Here is a 20,964-nt window from a genome sequence, read left to right as displayed (position 1 = left end):
AACCCTCGATGAAAATTTCCGTGCTCGTTCCGACCTACCGGCGCCCGGCCGACCTCGCGCGCTGCCTGCTGGCGCTGCAGCGCCAGCAGCGGCTGCCCGACGAGGTGATCGTCGTCGCGCGCCCGGAGGACGATGCCACGCACGAGCGCCTCGCCGATCCGTCGGTCGGCGGCGCGCTGCCGCTGCGGGTCGTGCCGGTCGACGTGCCGGGACAGGTCGCGGCGCTGAACAAGGGGCTCGACTCGGCGAACGGCGACATCGTCGCGATCACCGACGACGATGCGGCGCCGCGCGCCGACTGGCTCGCGCGCATCGAAGCCGTGTTCCTGGCCGATCCGCGCGCCGGCGCGGTCGGCGGCCGCGACTGGGTGCACGAGAAAGGCCGCGTGCTCGACGAGTCGCGCGAACTCGTCGGCCAGCTCATGCTGTCCGGCAAGATCATCGGCAACCATCACCTGGGCGTCGGCGGCGCGCGCGAAGTCGACATGCTGAAAGGCGCGAACATGAGCTACCGCCGCGCCGCGATCGAACGGCTGCGCTTCGACACGCGGCTGCGCGGCGCCGGTGCGCAGGTGCACAACGACATGGCCTTCAGCATGCACGTGCAGCGTGAAGGCTGGAAGCTCGTCTACGACCCGGCGATCGCGGTCGATCATTTTCCGGCCGAGCGCTTCGACGACGACCGGCGCGATGCTGCATCGCTGAATGCGATCAGCAACGGCGCGTACAACCTGCACCTGATCCTGCGCGAGCATCTGCCGCTGGTGCGGCGCGAGATCGCATGGTGGTGGTGGACGCTGGTCGGCACGCGCGTCTACCCGGGCCTCGCGCACGTGCTGCTGTCGCTGCGTGGCGCGCAGCGCGACCGCGTGCGCGAGCACTGGCGCGCGGTGCGCCGCGGCGCCCGCGATGCGCGCCGCGCGAACCTTGCCCCCCACCGTGCGGCGATGCCGCCGGTGACGTCTTGAACGGGCCGCGCGCATCGCGCACGGCTACCCCCGGAGGGCTTGCATGACCACGACGAAAGTTCACGTCCACCTGTTTTACGGCGCAGATCCGCGTACCTACCGGAAAGGCGAGGACATCGGCTGCCTGTACGGCTATCACCACGCCGAATCCGACGAATTCCGGCTGACCTATTCGCAGGACCGGCGCGAGAGTCGCGTCGCGAGCCTCGCGCGCCGTGCGCTGAAGGCGACGCTCGGCTTCGACGTCGTGCACGCGTGGCGCAATCGCGCCGCGCTGCTGGGCACCGACGTGATCTGGACGCACACCGAGCAGGAGCACCTCGCCGCCGCGCTGATCCTGAAGCTCGCCGGTGCGCAGGGCAAGCGCCCGCTGCTGCTCGCGCAGAGCGTCTGGCTGTTCGACAAGTGGAACACGTTCGGCGGCCCGCGCCGCTGGCTGTATCGCAAGCTGCTCGCGCGCGCCGACGCGCTGACGACGCTCGCCCGCGACAACGCCGAGCTGTGCCGCCGCTATCTCGGGCGCGACGCGGAGTTCGTGTACTACGGGCTGAACACGCAGGACTTCCCGCCCGCCGAGCCGCGGCAGTGGCAGCCGAACCGGCCGCTGCGGATCGCCGCGATCGGCAACGACCGCGATCGCGACTGGCGCACGTTCCTCGCCGCGTTCGGCGGCGACGAGCGCTACGACGTGCGGCTCGCGACGCGGCGCCGCGTGCCGCGCGAGTGGCATGCGCCGAACGTGAAGATCGGTTCGGCGTCGGGCCTCGCGAAGCAGCACGAGCTGTATGCGTGGGCCGACGTGATCGTCGTGCCGCTGCGGCCGAACTTCCACGCGTCGGGCATCACGGTGATGCTCGAGGCGGCGGCGGTCGGCAAGCCGATGATCGTGTCCGACGTCGGCGGGCTCAGCGACTACTTCCCGCACGACACGGCCGCCTACGTGCCGGCGTTCGATGCACCGGCGATGCGCCAGGCCGCCGACCGCTTCGTGGCCGAACCGGCCGCCGCGCTCGAATGCGCGCGTGCCGCGGCGGCGTGCCTGCGCGAGCGCGACCTGACCACGCAGGCGTTCGCCGAACAGCACGTGCGGATCACGCGCGACATGCTGCGCCGGCGCCGCACGCCGGCGGCCGCCGGTCTCGCGATGCCGCTCGCGGATTCGCGTCCTTCGTCGCGGTGAGAGCGGATCGATGAGTACGATTGCCGCCGAACGCGCACCGTCGCGCAACCGCCGCCGGTTACCCGAACCGAAGCACTGGGCCGGGCAGGCCGGGCTGTGGACGTTCACCGCCGCGCTGATCGCCGTTCACCAGGGCAAGGTGCTGACGCTCGCGTTTCCGGTGCTGGCGATCGCGGTCGGCATCTGGCTGTATTTCAAGAGCCCGGCGCGCTACGTCGGCTTCATGTGGTGGGTGTGGTTCCTGAGTCCCGAAGTGCGGCGCCTGGCCGACTGGTCGAAGGGCGCGTTCACGCCGACGAGCCTGATCCAGGTCGCGCCGCTCGCGGTGACGATGATCGCCGGGTTCGGGCTCGTCAGGCATTACCGCGTGCTCGCGCAGCGGCGCGGGATTCCGGTGCTGCTGATCCTGTTCGGGCTCATGTATGCGTATCTCGTCGGGATCGTGTCGAGCGGCGTGATGGCCGCGACCTACGACCTCGCGAACTGGGTGTACCCGGTGCTGATCGGTTTTCACATCATGGTCAACTCGCGCAACTATCCCGAGTACCGCGACGTGCTGCTGTCCACGTTCATGTGGGGCATGCTCGTGATGGGCGTGTACGGGGTCGTGCAGTACTTCGTGATGCCGCAGTGGGACGTGCTGTGGATGGTCGGCTCGCAGATGGGCTCGCAGGGCGAGCCGGTGCCGTACGGCGTGCGCGTGTTCAGCACGATGAATTCGTCGGGGCCGTTCGCGTTCGCGATCATGGGCGCGCTGGTGTTCGTGTTCGCGGCACCGCAGAAGGTCCGCTGGTTCGCGGGCGCCGCCGGCTTCGTGTCGTTCGCGCTGTGTCTCGTGCGCTCGACCTGGGGCGGCTGGGTGATCGCGCTCGCGATCCAGCTCGTGCAGTCGAGCAACCGCGTGCGGATGCGGATCCTGATCAGCGGCGTCGTGCTGGTCGGGCTGTGCGTGCCGCTCCTGACCGTCGGGCCGGTGGCCGACCGGCTCGGCCAGCGTCTCCAGTCGATCACGAACCTGAAGGACGACCGCAGCTATGACGACCGCAACAAGTTCTATGCGACCTTCGCGCAAACGGCGTTCACCGACGTCGCCGGCGAAGGGATGGGCGCGACCGGCGCGTCCACCAAGCTGTCGAGCGACAGCGGCGAACTCGGCAAGTACGGCAGCTTCGACAGCGGCGTGATGAACGTGCCGTTCGTGCTCGGCTGGCCCGGCACGCTGCTGTACCTGTCGGGCGTCGTGATGCTGCTTGCCCGCACGCTGCGCGCGGCGTTCAAGCTGCGCAAGGACAAGTTCGTCGGCGCATGCCTGAGCCTGTGCCTGTCGGTGTTCGCGATGCTCGTGTTCACGAACTCGCTGATCGGCACGGGCGGCCTGCTGCTGTTCACGGCCATTTTTTCAATACTATCCGCGGCGCACTGGCAGAAGGCGCAGCGCCTGCTGGCCGCCGCGCGTTCACGGGGAGGCGACCATTGAGAATCGCGATCGTCACGCACGTCGTGCGACATAACGACGGGCAAGGCCGCGTCAATTACGAAATCGCGCGCGCGGCGCTGGCTGAAAACTACGAGGTCACGCTGGTCGCGTCGCACGTCGCGCCCGAGCTGCTGGCCGACCCGCGCGTGCGCTGGGTGCCGGTGAAGGTCGGCCGCTTCTGGCCGTCGAATCTCGTCAAGCAGCAGGTGTTCGCGCTGAAGAGCGCATGGTGGCTGCGCGCGCATCGCGGCGAGGTCGACGTGCTGCACGTGAACGGCTTCATCTCGTGGATCCGCGCCGACGTGAATACCGCGCACTTCGTGCATGGTGGCTGGTTCAAGAGCCCGTACTACCCGTTCGGTCTGACGAAGGGGCTGTGGTCGGCCTACCAGTACGTCTATACGCGCGTGAATACCGCGCTCGAGCGCTGGGCGTACCGGCGCTCGCGCGCGATCACGGCCGTGTCGCAGAAGGTGGCTGACGAGATCGCCGGGCTTGGCATCGACAGCCGCAAGATCAGCGTGATCTACAACGGCGTCGACGGCAGCGCGTTCGCGGGCGCGCAGGCCGATCGCGCGGCGTTCAAGCTGCCGGACGACGCGTTCCTGCTGCTGTTCGTCGGCGACCTGCGCACGCCGCGCAAGAACCTCGGCACCGTGCTGAAGGCGCTGACGAAGCTGCCGGCGAACGTCCATCTCGCGGTGGCAGGCTACTTGCCCGGCAGCCCGTATCCGGACGAGGCGCGCGCGCTTGGCATCGCATCGCGCGTGCATTTCCTCGGGCTCGTGAAGAACATGCCGACGCTGATGCGCTCGGTCGACGCCTACGTGTTTCCGTCGCGCTACGAAGCGATGAGCCTGTCGCTGCTGGAAGCGATGGCGGCCGGGCTGCCGGTCGTCACCGCGCGCACCGCCGGCGGCGCGGAAATCATCACGCGCGACTGCGGGATCGTGCTGGAAGACCCTGACGATCCGGCCGCGCTCGCGCAGGCGATCGGCTCGCTCGCGGCATCGCGCGACACCTGTCGCGCGATGGGCGACGCGGCCCGCGAACTGATGACCCGTTTCGGCTGGGCGCACATGGGCGCCCAGTACGTCGCGCTCTACCGGCGCATCGGCCAACCCTCGCAGCCGTCCGCCTTCGAGCGGGTCGAGCATGCGGTCACGCAGGAGCAATCGTGAAGTCTCTTTCTTCCCGGCCGATCAAATCGTTGCAAATCGGCATGCACTGGTTTCCCGAACGCGCGGGCGGCCTCGACCGGATGTACTACTCGCTCGTCGGTGCGTTGCCGGGCGCGGGCGTCGAGGTGCGCGGGCTCGTCGCGGGCTCGCCGAAGGTCGCCGACGATACCGGCGGCGCGATCCAGGGCTTCGGCCCCGCGTCGCAGCCGCTCGCACGCCGGATGCTCGCCGCGCGGCGCGCGCTGCGCGACGAGATCCGCGCCGAGCGGCCCGACGTGATCTCGTCGCACTTCGCGCTGTACACGTTCCCGGGCCTCGACGTGACGCGCGGCATTCCGCAGGTGTCGCACTTCCAGGGGCCGTGGGCCGACGAAAGCCAGGTCGAGGGCGCCGCGTCGCTCGGGCAGCGCGCGAAGCGCTATCTCGAACAGGCCGTGTATACGCGCTCGTCGCGGCTGATCGTGCTGTCGCAGGCGTTCGGCCAGATCCTGACGAACCGCTACGGGATCGATCCGTCGCGCGTGCGCGTGATTCCGGGCTGCGTCGACACCGCGCAGTTCGATACGCCGCTCACGCCGGGCGAGGCGCGGCACAAGCTGCAACTGCCGCAGGACCGGCCGATCGTGCTGGCCGTGCGCCGGCTCGTGCGGCGCATGGGGCTGGAGGATCTGATCGACGCGATCGGTCTCGTCAAGCACCGTCACCCGGACGTGCTGCTGCTGATCGCCGGCAAGGGCAAGATCGGCGAAGAGCTGCAGCAGCGCATCGACGCGGCCGGGCTGCAGGACAACGTGAAGCTGCTCGGTTTCGTGCCCGACAACCATCTCGCGGCACTGTACCGCGCGGCGACGGTGAGTGTCGTGCCGACGGTCGCGCTCGAGGGTTTCGGGCTGATCACGGTCGAGTCGCTCGCGTCCGGCACGCCGGTGCTGGTCACGCCGGTCGGCGGGCTGCCGGAGGCGGTCGCCGGGCTGTCCAGCGATCTCGTGCTGCCGTCGACCGGCGCGGATGCGATCGCGGAAGGGCTCGGCGCCGCGTTGTCCGGCGCGATCACGCTGCCGGACGAAGCCGCGTGCAAGCGCTATGCACGCGATCACTTCGACAACGCGGTGATCGCGCGACGCGTCGCCGGCGTGTACGAAGAGGCGATTCAGGCGGCGGGTTAAGCGAACGCGGCACGCCGCCGCCCGATTCGAGCCAGTGCACGCGTGAGCGTCCGGTTCGCGTGCCGGCCGCCCGATTCGGGCGAGCCGGCTTTTTGTCGTTCCTTGCCGGACTCGTCGCGATTCGCTCGCCGCTTCCGACATGCATCATGCACGCCCGAGCGTCGCGGCCCAAACGCCGAACGCGACCACGCTGACCGCCGCGCCGAGCCCGCAGACGCCGATCCATCCGGCGTGCGCATACATCGTCGTCGATGCAATCGCGCCAAGCCCGCTGCCGACCGAATAGAACAGCATGTAGCAGCCGACGAGGCGGGCATGCGCATCGGGCCGTGCGCCGAGGATCATGCTCTGGTTCACGACGTGGACGGCCTGCCCGCCGACGTCGAGCAGCACGATACCGGCGACCAGCAGCGCGATCGACGTGCCGGCGAACGCGAGCGGCAGCCACGAGAACGCGAGCAGGGCGAGCGCGGCGCCGGTCGTCGCTTCGCCGAGCCCGCGATCCGCGAGCCGGCCCGCGCGCGCGGCGGCGGCCGCGCCCAGTGCGCCGACGAGCCCGAATGCGCCGATCTGCGTATGCGACATCGCATGCGGGGGCGCGCTCAGCGGCAGCACGAGCGCGCTCCAGAAGATGCTGAACGCCGCGAACATCAGCAGCGCGATCGCCCCGCGCACGCGCAGTACGCGTTCGTTGCGCAGCAGCGTCGCCATCGAGCCGAGCAGCGCCGCGTAGCCGATGCGCTCGCGCGGCGCATCCGCATCGGGCAGCAGCCGCGCCAGCGCCACGAGCATCGCGATCGCAAGCGCGCCCGACACCAGATAAACCGCACGCCAGCCGGCGATATCCGTGACGACACCCGCGAGCGAACGCGCCGCCAGCAGGCCGATCACGACGCCGCCCTGTGCGGCGCCGACCACGCGGCCGCGCTCGCCGGCAGCGGCAAGCGCGGCCGAGCAGGCGATCAGCCCTTGCGTCATCGCGGTGCCGAGCAGCCCGACCGCGACCATGCCTGCCAGCAGCGCGATGCGCGTCGACGCGGCGGCCACGCCGACGCACGCCGCCGTCAGCAGCAGAAGTTGAACGGTGATCAGGCGCTTGCGGTTCAGCAGGTCGCCGAGCGGCACGACGAACAGCAGCGCGAGCGCGCAGCCGAGCTGCGTCGCGGTGATGACGCCGCCGACCGCCGCCTGCGATACGCCGAAGTCGTGGGCGATCGAATCGAGCAGCGGTTGCGCGTAGTAGACGTTCGCGACGCTTGCCGCACAGCAGGCCGCCAGCAGCGTGACGAGCGCCGCGGACACGCGTGCGCCGTCGGCCGGACGCGCGCTGCGCGATGTCGCGCTCGACGCGACGGTTCCTGAGCGACAAGACGATTCCATGGGTTTCCTCGCGTAAGTAGTTGCAATTTGAAACCAGTATGAGTGTAGGAAAAGTGGTTTTAAAATGCAACTTGTTGGGTGGCGGGCGACGGGCTCGCGCACGGATGGCCGGCGGCCCGGGAAGGCGGCCGGCACGGCAGTGGAGAGCAATATGGCCAGGCAGAAAAGTCTTGCGGATTCGCCGTGCCCGGTGGCGCGGGCGACCGATATCGTCGGCGATCGCTGGGCGTTGCTGATCGTGCGCGACGCGTTCGACGGCGTGCGGCGGTTCGGTGACTTCCGCGCGAGCCTCGGCGTCGCGAGCAACATCCTGGCGGACCGGCTCAGGATGCTGGTGGACGCCGGCGTGTTCGAAGTCGTGCCCGCGTCGGACGGCAGCGCGTATCAGGAGTACGCGTTGACGAAGAAGGGCGAGGGGCTGTTTCCGGTGATCGTGATGCTGCGGCAATGGGGCGAGGCGAACCTGTTCGGGCGCGGCGAGCCGCATTCGGTGCTGGTCGAGCGCAAGACGGGCCGCGCGATCCGCAAGGTCGCGCTGCGGCACGACGATGGCCGGCCACTGAGGGCGGCGGAGACGGTCGTGCGCAAAGTGGGTGACGAGGAAGGCGCGACGCGGGGATGAGTGGCGGATCGTCGCGCGATGCAAGGACTGCGCCGTTTCCGTTTCGCAGCATCGCCTGATCGGGCGCGGGCGGGAACGCGGGGGAGGAAGTGGCCGTGTCCCTCTCCGCATCGCGGGGCGCGACGCGCGGGCGATGTTTCAGGGCGGCGTGAAGCGTCAACACCGTCGCCGGCCGCGACGCCATGCGATCGCTTTGCGAGCGGGAAGGCGCTGCTCGTCTCGCCATGCGACTGCGTTAGGGCAGGCCGGGATCGTCCGGCGGAATCTCAGTGCCGTTCGCCGCGCCAGCGCCCCGGCGCGACGCCGAAGCGCTTCGTGAACGCGTGCGTGAAGGTGCTCTGGTCGGCGAAGCCGACCATGCCGGCGATGTCGACGAGCGGATGGCGGCCGTCGGCGAGCAGCACGACGGCGGCATCGAGCCGCAGCCGCTGCAGGTAGCGATGCGGGGTTTCGCCGAACGCGTCGACGAACAGTTGATGAAACCGGCGCATCCCGTAGCCGCAGTGCGCGGCGAGATCGGCGATGCGCAGCGGCTCCGCGAGCCGCGCGCGCAGCCAGCGGTCGATGCGTGCGAAATCGAGACCCGCCGCGGGGGCGGCGAAGCCGGCGTCGTCGAGCAATGCGCTGCACAGACGTGCGGCGGCCTGCCACTGGAAGCGATGCGCGTGCCGCGCGTCGCCGGCCGGCCCGTCGAGTTGCGCGGCGCCCGCCGCGACCTGCGCGACGAGCGACGCCAGCGCCGGGTCGATCGGCACGGCACGCGCGCTGTCGAACAGCCGCTGCGGCACCGCGAGCGACGCGGCGGGCAGGTCGAGCACGAGCTGGCGATTGTTGCCGAGGCCCGCGTAATCGTGGCGCGCGCCGGCCGGGATCAGCCAGGCCGCGTGCCGGTCGATGCGCTGGCCGACGCCGTCCACCGCCATCACCATCGCGCCGTCGACGCCGAGCACGACCTGGTGAAAGTCGTGCACGTCGGACGCTTCGCACGTGTCGTAACGGCGCAGCGCGATGGCGGGAGACGGGATGCGTTGCATCGGAGGGAGCCGGCCGGCGGCGTCGTCAGACGGCGAGCAGTTCGACTTCGAACACGAGCGTCGCGTTCGGCGGGATCACGCCGCCTGCGCCGCGCGGGCCGTAGCCGAGTTGCGGCGGGATCGTCAGGCGGCGCACGCCGCCGACCTTCATGCCCTGCACGCCTTCGTCCCAGCCCTTGATGACCATGCCGCCGCCGAGCACGAACGCGAACGGGTCGTTGCGGTCCTTGCTCGAGTCGAATTTCTGACCGTCGGTCAGCCAGCCCGTGTAGTGGACGCTGACGGTCTGGCCGGCTTGCGCTTCCGCGCCGGTGCCTTCGGTCAGCTCTTCGATTTTGAGGCCCGACGCGGTCGTGGTGACAGACATGACTTCTCCTGAAAGGGGTTGGGTAAAGCCGCTATTGTAGGCGAGCGCGCAGGGGGCCGCCGCACGCGGCGAAGGCCCGGCTGCGCGTCGATCTTGCGTCGGTCGCGACGGCGGTCACGCATCTCGCCCGACACGCGAATGGAACGCGCGTTTGAATTTTCCTCGGGCCGAAGCGACGCGGTTGCACCGCGCGAATGGGGGCGCGTATGAATCGGCGCTGTCCGGGCCGATCGGCGTCGCGTCGACGGCTGCCGCGCGATCCAGCGAGACGCCCGTCGCACGGGGCTTTCACGCCGGTTGCGGTTCGCGTGTTTGCCGCCCGCCTGCCGGTCGCGCGCCGGTGCGCGCGTTCGAATCCCGGCACGCGCGGACCCCGTTCGAACGTCGTCCTTTCCGCGCTGCCGACCGTGCCCCGTTTGGAAGTGCGCGTCTAACGCGCGGCTTGCGCACCGCGCCGCCAGGCGCCTATCTTTACAGTTATCGATGTCAAGATTGCGGCGTTGCGCGATGCGCCGCCCGGGCCCGCGCCGGCAAGGCCGCGACGGCTGCCGGGCCGCCCGAAGACAAGGAGAACGACGAACATGAAGTCAGCCGCTTCCGCCACCGCGGCCGAGGTGATGCCGGTGCGCCGCGACCTGCGCTTCGACCTGCCGGTCGAACGCGCGAAGGACTGGCACGGGCTCGGCCCGCACGTGACCCATTTCTTCAACGCGCTGTCGCTGCTGTTTCCGGCCGGCGAACGCTTTTTCATGGATTCGGTGCGCAACTATCGCGACCGGATCGACGATCCCGTGCTGAAACGCCAGGTGCTCGGCTTCATCGGCCAGGAGGCGATGCATACGCGCGAACACGTCGAATACAACGAGTTGATGCAGGCGAACCGGCTGCCCGCGCGCAAGCTCGACAAGCGCATGTGGGCGGTGCTCGGCTTCATGAAGCGCACGCTGCCGCGTTCGGTGCAGCTCGCGCACACGGTGGCGGCGGAGCACTACACGGCGATGCTCGCGGACTGGATCCTGAGCGACCCGACGCGTCTCGACGGCTCGGTCGAAGGCTACCGGCAGATGTGGGTATGGCATGCGCTCGAGGAAACCGAGCACAAGGCCGTGTCGTACGACGTGTGGAACGCCGTGATGAAGCCCGGCCTGCGCCGCTACCTGATCCGCGTCGGCGTGTATCTGCTGACGACGCTGACGTTCTGGCCGACCGTGTTCCTGATGCACGTGACGCTGTTGTCGCGCGATCGCGACGTCAAGCATCGCGTGCGCGGCATGTTGCGCATGATTGCCTTCCTGTACGGGCCGCGCCGCGGGCTGTTTCCTCGCATCGCGGGTGAATGGCTGAGCTTTTTCCGGCCCGGCTTCCATCCGTGGGACCACGACAACCGCCATCACCTCGCACGCGTCGATGGGCTCGTCGCCGCGTACGGCGAACACGACGGCGCGGCGGCCGGACGCGGCCGCGCCAACGCGCCCGCACCGCTCGCATCGGGGCGCTGACGCCGCCGCCGCGCCGTGCGGCGCGTGTTGCGTTCGTGCATCAAACCCGTTTCATCTGATGATTGACCGGCGTCAAGCGGAAAACGGTTGCGGGCGCGGGCGCCGGACGGCCCCCGGGCCGCGCCGGCGCGTGCGGCCGGTCCGGTCCCGCATGCCCGGCATCGCATGCCGGGCCGGCGCGCCCGCGCCGGCGCGGTTTCGCGCGCTCGCTACCCGGACGGCCGTATTGCGCGTCCGCCCCGCGCCACCGGGATAACACCCATCTAGCCGCGCGTCGGCGGCATCGATATACCGTTCATGAAAGGACCGGCCCGGCGCACGATTGTTGCCCGGGGGGATTTTATTCGGACGGAAATGCGGCCAATATGTCGGTTCGATCGAGGTCCGTCGGACCCGGCGGCGAGCCGGCGCACGATACCAACGCCAAGCGGGGAACAACATGGTTGCAAGGTCACCCGACGCAAGCGGGACGGCGGCGCCCGAAATGCCGCTCGTATCCGTTACTGCTCCCGAGGCCGGACGCAAGCTGTTCGTGATCATGCGTTCGCCGGACGAGCCGTTGCTGGCGCAACTGCGCGGGCTCGGCTGGGAGATCTCGGTCGCGAAGACGGCCGGTGCCGCGCAGAACATGACGTCCGGCGTGAACGTCGCGGCCGGGCTCGTCGATTTCTCGGGCTTCACGTCGCGCGACTATCCCGCGCTGAAGGCGTGCCTGAGCCAGCCGGCGATCGGCTGGATTTCCATCGCGCAGGCCGGCATCACGATCAGCACTGCCGTGCGCGAACTGATCCGCAGCTACTGTTTCGATTACGTGACGCTGCCGTTGCCGTACGAATGGATTTCGCACGTGCTCGGCCATGCACGCGGGATGGCCGCGCTCGATCGCGTCGACGGCGCGGCATACGCGGCGTCGATCGGCGAGCACGGGATGATCGGCAACTGCGAAGCGATGCAGCAGCTATTCAGCACGATTCGCAAGGTCGCGAAAACCGACGCGAGCGTGTTCATCTCCGGCGAGTCGGGCACCGGCAAGGAACTGACGGCGCTCGCGATCCACGAGCGCTCGGTGCGCGGCAAGGGGCCGTTCATCGCGATCAACTGCGGTGCGATTCCGCATCACCTGCTGCAGTCGGAACTGTTCGGCTACGAGCGCGGCGCATTCACCGGGGCGAACCAGCGGCGCGCGGGCCGGATCGAATCCGCGAACGGCGGCACGCTGTTTCTCGACGAAATCGGCGACATGCCGGTCGAAAGCCAGGCGAGCCTGTTGCGCTTCCTGCAGGAAGGGAAGATCGAGCGGCTCGGCGGCCAGGAATCGATTCCGGTCGACGTGCGGATCATCTCGGCGACGCACGTGGATCTCGACGGCGCGGTCGAGGCCGGACGCTTCCGCGCGGACCTCTATCACCGGCTCTGCGTGCTGCGCATTCACGAGCCGCCGCTGCGCGCGCGCGGCAAGGACATCGACATCCTCGCGCATTACGTGCTGCAGAAATACAAGGCCGACAGCGGACGCAAGATCAGCGGCTTCACGTCGGCGGCGCTCGACGCGATGCGCCGCTACGAGTGGCCCGGCAACGTGCGCGAGCTGATCAACCGGGTGCGCCGCGCGATCGTGATGGCGGAGAGCCGGCTGCTGACGCCGCACGATCTCGGGCTCGAGACGCCGGGCGAAACGGAACCCGTGACGCTCGAACAGGCGCGTTCGCTCGCCGAGCGCACCGCGATCGAGAACGCGCTGCTGCGCAACGATCACCGGATCAACAAGGCTGCCGCCGAACTCGGCATCTCGCGCGTGACGCTCTACCGGATGATGATCGAGCACGGGCTCAACGACCACGACAACAACGGCGATAACGGCGGGAAGGACGGCTCGCCGCCCGGCGACGCCGACCACCAGCGAGTCGGCTGAACGGCGGCAGGGAAGCGTCCGCGCCGGTCCGTGCGCGGGCGTCCGGCGGTATGTAAAGGACGTGAAACGTTTCCTGCCGGCAGCCGTGCGACTGGACCCGGCAAATGCGGGCGGCGGCGTGCCGCCCGCGCCGGGAAAATTTTCCGCATCGTCCGTGCGCCTTGTCCGGCAAGGCGTTGCCGCCGCGCGGCCGAGGCCGCCCGTGCGCGGCATGTTTCAGTTTTGCAACGTCCTGCATGTCCCGACCGAGCGGGCCGCAGGCTTGTCCGATGAAAGCCTTGTGCAGACGGCCGCGTACGAAGCTGGCCCGCTCCTTGCGGAGGTTGAGGTGCGAGAGTCGACGACGTGGCGTCCGGCCGGTCAGGCAGCGAACCCTGCAAGGGCCGGCAAGGACGCAGTCCGCGGGGATGATCGGCGGGACGGGCGGCACTGCCCCGTTCCGGCCGGCACGGGCCGTCGTCGTCGGATCGTCGGGGCACCGGCGATGTCCGGTTGCCGGCACAAGCAACGACTCGAATACGGGGTAGAAAAATGATGAACGATCACCACACGCCGCGGCCGGCAGGCCGCGATCGCAGTGATTCGACCCATCGCCGGTCGACCGCGCACCTTGCTGCCGGCCGGCATGCGTCGACAGGCCATCTCTCCGCGCCCGGTGCGAGGCGGATCCGGCTGATACCCGGTCATCCGCGCCGGGCCGGCGCTTTCCTGCTGGCCAACCCGCTCCGCATGGGGATGTGCACGCGGGCACCGGTACCCCGGCGCCCGATCTTCGCTTATTGACGTCGAGCGCCTGCGGTCGCCAGCGCAGGTGATCCGTCTGCAATGCGAATGATGTGCGGCATCCGGGTGCGCGACACGGACGATGAAACCGGTGTGACGGCAGATGTCAGGGAGGCGTCGCCGTCCGGCGAGCAGGGGAGGGGCGGTCGGACCGCGCGCGACGGGCATCTCACCCGTCCGCGCGCGGCGCCGCTTCAGCCGCCGTAGATGTCGAAGTCGAAGTACTTCGACGCGAGCCGCTTGTAGGTGCCGTCCTTGACCATGTCGAGGATCGCGCGGTCGATCTTCGCCTTCAAGTCGGCATCTTCCTTGCGCAGCCCGATGCCGGCGCCGATGCCGAGCACCTTCTCGTCGACGAGTTCGGGCCCGACGAACTGGTAGCCCGCGCCGCGCGGCGACTTCAGGAACCCGATCGCAGCCTGCACCTCGTCCTGCAGCGCGGCGTCGAGGCGTCCCGACGTGAGGTCCGCATACACGCCGTCCTGGTTCTGGTACGACACGACGTTCGCACCTTGCTTCGCCCAGTACGCCTTCGCATACGCTTCCTGCGTCGTGCCCTGCTCGACGCCGATCGACTTGCCCTTCAGCGATTCGGCCGTCGGCAGCAGCGGCGAACCCTTCTTCACGACGAGCCGCGTCGGCTGGTTGTAGATCTTCGTCGTGAAGCCGATCTGTTCCGCGCGTTGTGGCGTGATCGACATCGACGACAGGACCGCGTCGAACTTCTTCGCCTTCAGCGCGGGAATCATCCCGTCGAAATCGTTCTCGAGCCACACGCATTTGGCCTTCAACCGCGCGCAGATCTCGTTGCCGAGGTCGATGTCGAAGCCGACGAGCTTGCCGTCGGGCGCCTTCGATTCGAACGGCGCGTAGCTGGCGTCGGTGCCGAAGCGCAGCGTGGTCCAGTCCTTTGCGGCGGCGGGGCCTGCCGATACCGCGAGCAGGGCGATCGAAACGGCGGCAATCAGTCTCTTCATGATGGTGGTTCCTTGGCGTGGTCTATCCGGTTCGGGCGCCCCGGTTGCTGCGGACACGTACCGCATGCCGGTGCGCTGTCCGCACGGCCATTAACGCAGAAAATAAAATTGCAGTCCAGAATGGACAAAAAATATCGACTCGATGGGTGGGATGCCGGCATCGCGGGGGGCGACCCTTGCAAAAATACGAAAATGGACTAATCTTGTTAGTAGATTCATTTCGAGACTAACGATCATGTCACAGCCCGCCTTCGATCCGCATTCCGCCCCGCGGCAGGCTTCGGTCGCGCAGATGTCGGCGGCCGGCCTGCGTGCGTTCTTCAACATCGCGCGCGACTGGGCGCTGACGATCGACGAACAGATCGTGCTGCTCGGGTCGCCCGGCCGCTCGACGTTCTTCAAGTGGAAGGCATCGCCCGAATCGGCGCGCCTGCCGCGCGATACGCTCGAGCGGCTATCGCTGCTGCTCGGCATCTACAAGGCGCTGCAGATCCTGCTGCCGCAGCCGGCCGCGGCGGACGCGTGGGTCAAGCGGCCCAACGACGCGGCGCCGTTCGGCGGCAAGCGCGCGCTCGACCGGATGCTCGCCGGCAACGTCGGCGACCTGGTCGCCGTCCGGCAATATCTCGATGCGATGCGGGGTGGCTGGGCGTGACGATGCCGACCGAAACGCAACACTGGCCCACGATCGTCGTCGACTGGGCACCTGCCTATCGCGTGATTCCCACCCGTTTTCCAGCCATCAACCTGTTCGACCGCGTCGCGTCCGCCGAGGATTTCGATGCACTCTATGCGCTCGAATCGCTGACCAACGACCGCATTCGCAACGAAGTCGGCACGCTCGAACTCGTGCCGCCGGCCGAGCGCCGCTACGGCCCGGGCTGGGGGCCGATCATGGCCGCATTCACGCACCTGAATCCGCAGGGCAGCCGCTTTTCCGACGGCAGCTACGGCGTGTTCTACTGCGGGCGGTCGCGCGATACGGCGATCGCCGAAACGCGCTATCACAGCGGGCTGTTCCTGGCCGCGACGAAGGAGCCGCCGATGCGCCAGCAGATGCGGCTCTACACGGTGGTCGCGCAGGGCGATGTCGCGGACGTGCGCACCTGGCAGCAGCGCAGTCCGGGCTTGCTCGACCCGCTCGATTACAGCGCGGGGCAGGCGCTCGGCCGCGCGGTGCGCAATGCGGGCGGCGCGGGGATTGTCTATCCGTCGGTGCGCGACCCGCGCGGCGAGTGTCTCGCCGCGTTCCGCACGACGCTGCTGCGCGACTGTCATCACGCGGCGTATCTGGAATACAACTGGAACGGTGCGGCGATCGATGCGGTGTTCGAACTGAACCAGGTAGGCTAGCGGGGCCCGCGCGTGCAAACGCGTGCGCGTGGGCCCGTCATTAGCGAACAGACCCTGCACCTATGGCAGCGGCAGGTCGCCCGCGTGACGTGCGCGCGCGTCGGCCTGGGTGAGCGACCACGTCTCGCCCGTGCGAGGTTCGACGATCGTCAGCCGTCCGGACGGTGCGAACGCGCCCGTGTCGATGAACCATTGCGCGCCGATGCGCTGCGGCGCACGCACGGGCGTATGACCGGTGCAGGTGAGCGACAGGCCGGCCTGCCGGGCCGGGTCGACGAGCCCCTGGACCAGGTCGCGCCCCCAGATCAGCCGTTCGCGCACGTCGGGCGAATAGCTGCCCGCATCGAGCTCGGCATCGGAACCGAAGAATTCCGCATGCAGCACGTTGAAGCGCACGGCGCCGTCGCCGATCACGCGCACGAGCGGCAGCGCGTCGACGCGCGCCGCATGGGCGTGCAGCCGTTCCGGCGGCAGATCGGCGCCCCAGTCGCCGCCGATGCCGCGCCACGCATCGGGCGGCAGCTTGCCGCGCGACACGAGGCTCAGCACTTCTTCGTGATTGCCGCGCACGACGTGGCACCACGGGCGGTCGAGCAACTCGAGCGCGGTTTCGGACGCAGGGCCGCGGTCGACGAGATCGCCGACCGAGAACAGCCGGTCGTGAGCCGGGTCGAAGCCGATGTCGTGCAGCAGCGCGCGCAGCACATCCACGCAGCCATGCAGATCGCCGACGACGAAGTCGCGGCCGGCCGCGTTCACGGGGTGGTGGCAGAGGGCAGGTGTCATGCCGATATCTTAGGCGCTCACGCCCGTCGCAACGTCATGCAGGAATGGCGATAATCGGGGCGGTACCCGCCGGCGCGGCGCAGCGGGCCGTTTGCGCGCCGGTCGAACCCTTTCCATCCGCTTTCGGAATCACACGATGACCCTTTATCCGCAGGTATTACGCAACCGGCCGCGCATGGTCGCGGCCTTCGTCGCGGGCGTGCTGTGCGCGGGGCTGCTGCCGTTCCAGTTGAGGCCGACCGCGCGTGTGCTGATCGGCTGGGATTGCGCGGTCTGGCTGTATCTCGTGCTGATGTGGGTGCGCATGGTCACCGCCCATCATCACAAGGTGCGCGAAGTCGCGATCCGCGAGGACGAGAACGCGACGACCGTGCTGACCGTCGTGTGCCTCGCGACGGTCGCGAGCGTCGCCGCGATCGCGATCGAGCTCGCCACCGCGAAGAGCGTCGGCTTTCGCGCGGGGCTCGGCCATTACGCGGTCACGGGTGCGACGCTGTTCGGTGCATGGTTCCTGATTCCGACGATCTTCACGCTGCACTACGCGCGGCTCTATTACGGCTCGCCGAGCGGCGATCGCGCATTGCGCTTCCCCGACCGCAATCCCGAGCCCGACTACTGGGATTTCCTGTATTTCGCATTCACGCTCGCGGTCGCGTCGCAGACGGCCGACGTGTCGCTCGCGAACCGTTCCGCGCGCCGCTCGGTGCTCGCTCAGTCGATCCTGTCGTTCTACTTCAACATGGCCGTGCTCGGGCTGTCGATCAACGTCGCGGCGGGGTTGCTGAGCTGACGCGGGCTATCTGAGCAGTTCGTACGGACCGCCGCGCTCGAGTGCGCGGCGGTAGGCGGGCCGCGCGTGGATCGCGTCGAGAAAGCGCGCGATCGCCGGATGCTGGCCGCGGTCGCCGCGCGCCATCGCGGCTTCGAGCGGGAAGCTCATCTGGATGTCGGCCGCGCTGAAGCCGTCGCCGACGAACCAGCCCGTGCGCGTCAGCGCGTCGTCGACATGGCCGAGATGCAGCGCGATCTGCGGATCGACGAAGCCCGATTGCAGCGTCGCGGCGATCTTGCGCGCGATCGGCCGCGCGAAGAACGGCATCGGCGCATGCGCGATCCGCAACGCGACGAGCTTCAGCAGCAGCGGCGGCATCGCCGACCCTTCCGCGTAGTGCAGCCAGTACGTGTAGTCGTGCCGCTCGGGCGTGCCGCTCGGCGGCGCGAGCCGGCCGTTGCCGTAGCGTTCGACCAGGTACTCGATGATCGCGCCCGATTCCGCGATCGTGCGGCCGTCGTCGGTGACGACGGGCGACTTGCCGAGCGGATGGATCGCGCGCAGCGCGGGCGGCGCGAGCATCGTCTTTGGATCGCGCTCGTAGCGCACGATCTCGTACGGCACATCCAGTTCTTCGAGCAGCCAGAGCACGCGCTGCGAACGCGAGTTGTTCAGGTGATGGACGGTCAGCATGTCGAGGCCGGAAGAGGGGTGGGAACGACATCATACCGAGCGCGGATGACGCCGCGCCGGTCATGCCGCCGTGCGATTGCCTGGCAGCAGCCCGGCTCCCGGCGCGGCGTGTGCCGCCTGCCGTCACGCGTCGTCACGTGCTGCGCCGCACCGCGATCCACGCGCCCCAGAACAGGCTCGAGAAAAAGCGCAGCGGCGCATCGAAACCCGCGTCGTGCAGCAGTGCGGACACGGCTTCCTCCGACGCAGGCGGATCGGCGCCCTGCAGGATTTTCGCCAGCTGCGCACGCACGGCGTCGGGCGTCGCGCCCTTCATGCGCCAGCGCTGCTGCCACGCGTCGAGCAGGCGAGGGTGGTCCGCGTAGCGGCGATGGTTGCCCGCCAGCACGAGCGGTGCGCCGGGCTTCAGGCGGCGCGCGATCGCGTCCAGCAGCGCGGCCTTCGCCGGGGCGCCGGGGACGTGATGCAGCACGCCGATCAGCGTCGCGCCGTCGAAGGCCGGTGCTTCGGGCAGCGCATCGACGCCGGCCTCGATGAAGTGCGTGCGCGCGGCGAAACCTGCCGCTTCGACGTTGGCACGCGCGAGCGCGAGCATCGGCGCGGACGGGTCGACGGCCGTGAACTGCCAGCCCGGTTCGAGCGCGGCGGGCACGCAGATTTCCTGCCCCGTGCCGCCCGCGCCCACCACGAGGATCCGCGCATCGGCCACGCCGATCGCCGACGCGAGCATGCACGCGGCGAGCTCGTGGCACGCGTCATAGCCGGCCAGCGCGATGCGGGATTGTTCGGCGTATTCGTGCGCGCGTGCCGGATCGAATTTCGCGGCGCCGGCGGTGAGCGACATGGCGGATTCCTCAGGTTCGGGCGCGGACGGCGTGTCCGCGCATCGAACCGAGCGTAAGCGCGGGCCGGCGGCGCAACAAGGCGAGCGGCCATTCCGGTATGCGCACTACCTGACTCGGCGTGCAGCGCGCAAACGTTGGCGGGGTCGATTCGCATTTAAAAATGTGAGGATTCGATGCGTTGCGATCATGAAACCGGCGCATACTTTTGTTCCCCCCCCTGCCTGGCCGTCGCATGCCGGGCCCCGATGCGCCGCGCCGATCGCGCGGCCATGCCGCTCGGCACGAGGAGCGCATCATGTCAGATTGTCCGCACGATCCGTATGCGCAGCACTACATTCACTGCCTGCCGTCCGGCGCGCAGCCCTGCGGCGCGCTCGGTACGTCGCCGCGCACGCATTTCCGCGTGTGGGCGCCGGGCAGCACGCACGTTCAGCTCGAACTCGATACCGGTTACGGCCCGACGCTCGTCCCGATGACGGCCGCCGGCCCAAGCTGGTTCGAAGCGTTCGTCGAATGCGGTGCGGGCGCGCGTTACCGTTACCGGCTCGACGATGTCGCGTCGATTCCCGATCCCGCATCGCGTTCGCAACCCGACGGGCTCAACGGCCCGAGCGAGGTCGTCGATCCGCGCGCGTTCACCTGGCGCAACACGTTCTGGCGCGGCCGTCCGTGGGAAGACATCGCGCTGTACGCGATTCGTCCGCACGCGGTGGGCGGCTTCGACGGCGTGCGCCGCCGGCTGCCGAAGCTCGCGCGCCTCGGCGTGACCGCGCTCGAGCTGCTCGCGTCGCCACACGACAGCCTGCCGTTCGCGCCGCTCGCGGCCGAGGGCGGCCCCGACGCGCTGAAGGCGCTGATCGACGACGCGCACGGCTATGGTCTCGCGGTGCTGCTGGAGCTCGATTACGCGCGCTTCGGCAGCGGCACCGACGCGCTGCGCCATTACGCGGCGCCGTTCTTCCATACGCGCGACGATCCGCTGCAGGCGCCGCCGCTCGCGCTCGACCACCCGGAAGTCTGCGACTTCTTCTGCGACAACGCGCTGTACTGGATCGACGAATACCGTTGCGACGGGCTGCGGCTGCGCGAGGCCGACCGGATCGGCACGTCATGGCTGCGCGAGATCGCCGACCGCGTGCGCGCGGCCGTGCCGGCCGACCGGCTGATCCACCTCGTGCTCGGCAGCGAGCGTCATCCGGTGCATCTGGCCGATACCCATTTCGATGCGCAATGGAACGGTTGCGGCGAACGCGCGCTGCATCGGTTGACGGACCGCGACGCGGCCGCTCACGAGGGGATCTCGACACACCAGTCGATCCATACCCTCGCTCGCGCGCTGACCGCGGCCGGCACGGCGTTCCAGCCGGCCACGGCGGGCGACGGCCCATGCGCCCAAGGGTTGTCGCTGACGTCGCTGGTGCTGTCCGACGGTGCTTGGCGGGAGAGCGAGCATGGCGACGACGAACAGGCGCCGGGCCTCGCCGCGCTCGCGCTGTCGCTCCTGACGCCGCAGATCCCGCTGATCTTCGATGAAACCGCGCGCGATGCCGATCGTGCGCATTTCGTGCAATCGGCGCTCGCGGTGCGCGCGAAGCTGATTGCGCCGCGGCTGGCCGATTGCCGGCCGCAGGACGCGCATACGCTGAAGGCGGACGATAACGGCGAGGCCGACGCGCTGCTCGCGTCATGGCGGCTCGCCGATGACGAGACGCTGACCATCGCACTGAACCTGTCGCCCGACGCGGTGCCGTTCGACGCGCCGAGAGGGCAGGTCGTGTTCGAGACGCCGGCACGCGCACGCGACCGCGTCGACGAGGGATCGTTGCCGCCGTATTCGCTCGTCGCGTGGCTCACGGGCGACGTCAACCGGTACGCACTCACGCACGACGTGCGCCGGATCGACGACGGCGCGAGGCGCGGGATGCGCCCCGATCTGAACGCGTGATGCCGGGCAGGTCGGGCGCCGGTG

Annotated in this window: 20 protein-coding genes; 13 read left to right on the top strand and 7 right to left on the bottom strand. The window is 69.2% G+C overall.

Annotation, left to right across the window (positions count from 1 at the left end; genetic code table 11):
* Window positions 1-8 precede the first annotated feature (8 nt).
* From DIE21_RS02355 to DIE21_RS02335, 5 genes are read left to right on the top strand one after another with little or no spacing between them, the layout of a single operon-like run.
* A complete protein-coding gene (locus tag DIE21_RS02355; protein WP_124495651.1) occupies window positions 9-968 on the top strand; it encodes a glycosyltransferase family 2 protein in 960 nt (319 codons plus the stop codon).
* Window positions 969-1,011: 43 nt separating this feature from the next.
* Window positions 1,012-2,148, top strand: coding sequence for a glycosyltransferase family 4 protein (locus DIE21_RS02350; RefSeq protein ID WP_124495649.1), 1,137 nt, complete (start codon window positions 1,012-1,014; stop codon window positions 2,146-2,148).
* 10 nt (window positions 2,149-2,158) lie between these two features.
* Window positions 2,159-3,625 carry an O-antigen ligase gene (locus DIE21_RS02345; RefSeq protein ID WP_124495647.1) on the top strand — a complete coding sequence of 489 codons (1,467 nt, stop codon included), beginning with the start codon at window positions 2,159-2,161 and terminating at the stop codon, window positions 3,623-3,625.
* Window positions 3,622-4,806: a glycosyltransferase family 4 protein gene (locus tag DIE21_RS02340; RefSeq protein WP_124495645.1), complete on the top strand. Its 1,185-nt coding sequence runs from the start codon at window positions 3,622-3,624 to the stop codon at window positions 4,804-4,806. The genes DIE21_RS02345 and DIE21_RS02340 overlap by 4 nt, the downstream gene beginning before the upstream one ends.
* Window positions 4,807-4,847: 41 nt before the next feature.
* Window positions 4,848-5,972: a glycosyltransferase family 4 protein gene (locus DIE21_RS02335; protein ID WP_124495643.1), complete on the top strand. Its 1,125-nt coding sequence runs from the start codon at window positions 4,848-4,850 to the stop codon at window positions 5,970-5,972.
* A 144-nt stretch (window positions 5,973-6,116) separates the two neighbouring features.
* Here DIE21_RS02335 and DIE21_RS02330 read toward each other — a convergent pair whose 3' ends face one another.
* Window positions 6,117-7,352 (bottom strand): MFS transporter, encoded by a 1,236-nt coding sequence (locus DIE21_RS02330; RefSeq protein WP_124495641.1) that lies wholly within the window; start codon window positions 7,350-7,352, stop codon window positions 6,117-6,119.
* A 151-nt stretch (window positions 7,353-7,503) separates the two neighbouring features.
* Here DIE21_RS02330 and DIE21_RS02325 point away from each other — a divergent pair, with 151 nt between their 5' ends.
* Complete coding sequence (locus tag DIE21_RS02325) at window positions 7,504-7,974, top strand: helix-turn-helix domain-containing protein (protein WP_124495639.1); 471 nt, start codon at window positions 7,504-7,506, stop codon at window positions 7,972-7,974.
* A gap of 266 nt (window positions 7,975-8,240) precedes the next feature.
* Here DIE21_RS02325 and DIE21_RS02320 read toward each other — a convergent pair whose 3' ends face one another.
* Together DIE21_RS02320 and DIE21_RS02315 are read right to left on the bottom strand one after the other, a co-directional pair.
* Window positions 8,241-9,008, bottom strand: a complete 768-nt coding sequence (locus DIE21_RS02320; RefSeq protein WP_124495637.1) for an AraC family transcriptional regulator — start codon at window positions 9,006-9,008, stop codon at window positions 8,241-8,243.
* 25 nt (window positions 9,009-9,033) lie between these two features.
* On the bottom strand, window positions 9,034-9,375 hold the full coding sequence (locus tag DIE21_RS02315) for an FKBP-type peptidyl-prolyl cis-trans isomerase (protein ID WP_044846591.1): 342 nt from the start codon (window positions 9,373-9,375) through the stop codon (window positions 9,034-9,036).
* Between the two features lie 581 nt (window positions 9,376-9,956).
* Between DIE21_RS02315 and DIE21_RS02310 the strand changes: the two genes are divergently transcribed.
* The 3 genes from DIE21_RS02310 (at window position 9,957) to DIE21_RS02300 (ending at window position 13,321) form a co-directional block, all read left to right on the top strand.
* Entirely contained in the window at window positions 9,957-10,874 is a 918-nt protein-coding gene (locus DIE21_RS02310) for a metal-dependent hydrolase (protein WP_124495635.1), read from the top strand.
* Window positions 10,875-11,313: 439 nt separating this feature from the next.
* Window positions 11,314-12,786 carry a sigma-54 dependent transcriptional regulator gene (locus DIE21_RS02305; RefSeq protein WP_124495633.1) on the top strand — a complete coding sequence of 491 codons (1,473 nt, stop codon included), beginning with the start codon at window positions 11,314-11,316 and terminating at the stop codon, window positions 12,784-12,786.
* 61 nt (window positions 12,787-12,847) lie between these two features.
* On the top strand, window positions 12,848-13,321 hold the full coding sequence (locus DIE21_RS02300) for a hypothetical protein (RefSeq protein ID WP_124495631.1): 474 nt from the start codon (window positions 12,848-12,850) through the stop codon (window positions 13,319-13,321).
* Between the two features lie 442 nt (window positions 13,322-13,763).
* Here DIE21_RS02300 and DIE21_RS02290 read toward each other — a convergent pair whose 3' ends face one another.
* Window positions 13,764-14,546 carry an ABC transporter substrate-binding protein gene (locus DIE21_RS02290; protein ID WP_124495629.1) on the bottom strand — a complete coding sequence of 261 codons (783 nt, stop codon included), beginning with the start codon at window positions 14,544-14,546 and terminating at the stop codon, window positions 13,764-13,766.
* Between the two features lie 235 nt (window positions 14,547-14,781).
* Between DIE21_RS02290 and DIE21_RS02285 the strand changes: the two genes are divergently transcribed.
* On the top strand, window positions 14,782-15,201 hold the full coding sequence (locus DIE21_RS02285; RefSeq protein WP_124495627.1) for an MbcA/ParS/Xre antitoxin family protein: 420 nt from the start codon (window positions 14,782-14,784) through the stop codon (window positions 15,199-15,201).
* A 2-nt stretch (window positions 15,202-15,203) separates the two neighbouring features.
* Window positions 15,204-15,899: an RES family NAD+ phosphorylase gene (locus tag DIE21_RS02280; RefSeq protein ID WP_124495625.1), complete on the top strand. Its 696-nt coding sequence runs from the start codon at window positions 15,204-15,206 to the stop codon at window positions 15,897-15,899.
* A 60-nt stretch (window positions 15,900-15,959) separates the two neighbouring features.
* Here the strand turns inward: DIE21_RS02280 and DIE21_RS02275 are convergent, their stop codons facing one another.
* Entirely contained in the window at window positions 15,960-16,685 is a 726-nt protein-coding gene (locus DIE21_RS02275; RefSeq protein WP_124495623.1) for a metallophosphoesterase, read from the bottom strand.
* 136 nt (window positions 16,686-16,821) lie between these two features.
* Here DIE21_RS02275 and DIE21_RS02270 point away from each other — a divergent pair, with 136 nt between their 5' ends.
* On the top strand, window positions 16,822-17,475 hold the full coding sequence (locus DIE21_RS02270; protein ID WP_124495621.1) for a DUF1345 domain-containing protein: 654 nt from the start codon (window positions 16,822-16,824) through the stop codon (window positions 17,473-17,475).
* A 6-nt stretch (window positions 17,476-17,481) separates the two neighbouring features.
* Here DIE21_RS02270 and DIE21_RS02265 read toward each other — a convergent pair whose 3' ends face one another.
* On the bottom strand, window positions 17,482-18,150 hold the full coding sequence (locus DIE21_RS02265; protein WP_124495619.1) for a glutathione S-transferase: 669 nt from the start codon (window positions 18,148-18,150) through the stop codon (window positions 17,482-17,484).
* A gap of 133 nt (window positions 18,151-18,283) precedes the next feature.
* The gene (locus tag DIE21_RS02260; protein ID WP_124495617.1) at window positions 18,284-18,994 is read right to left on the bottom strand and encodes a class I SAM-dependent methyltransferase; all 711 of its coding nucleotides are present in this window, start codon (window positions 18,992-18,994) and stop codon (window positions 18,284-18,286) included.
* 296 nt (window positions 18,995-19,290) lie between these two features.
* Here DIE21_RS02260 and DIE21_RS02255 point away from each other — a divergent pair, with 296 nt between their 5' ends.
* Window positions 19,291-20,940: a DUF3459 domain-containing protein gene (locus DIE21_RS02255; RefSeq protein WP_124495615.1), complete on the top strand. Its 1,650-nt coding sequence runs from the start codon at window positions 19,291-19,293 to the stop codon at window positions 20,938-20,940.
* The last annotated feature ends 24 nt before the right edge of the window (window positions 20,941-20,964 follow it).

Origin of the sequence: Burkholderia sp. Bp9140, assembly GCF_003853425.1 — a bacterium.
In the GTDB taxonomy this organism is placed as follows: Bacteria; Pseudomonadota; Gammaproteobacteria; order Burkholderiales; family Burkholderiaceae; genus Burkholderia.
This window is presented reverse-complemented; position numbering and strand designations above follow the sequence as displayed.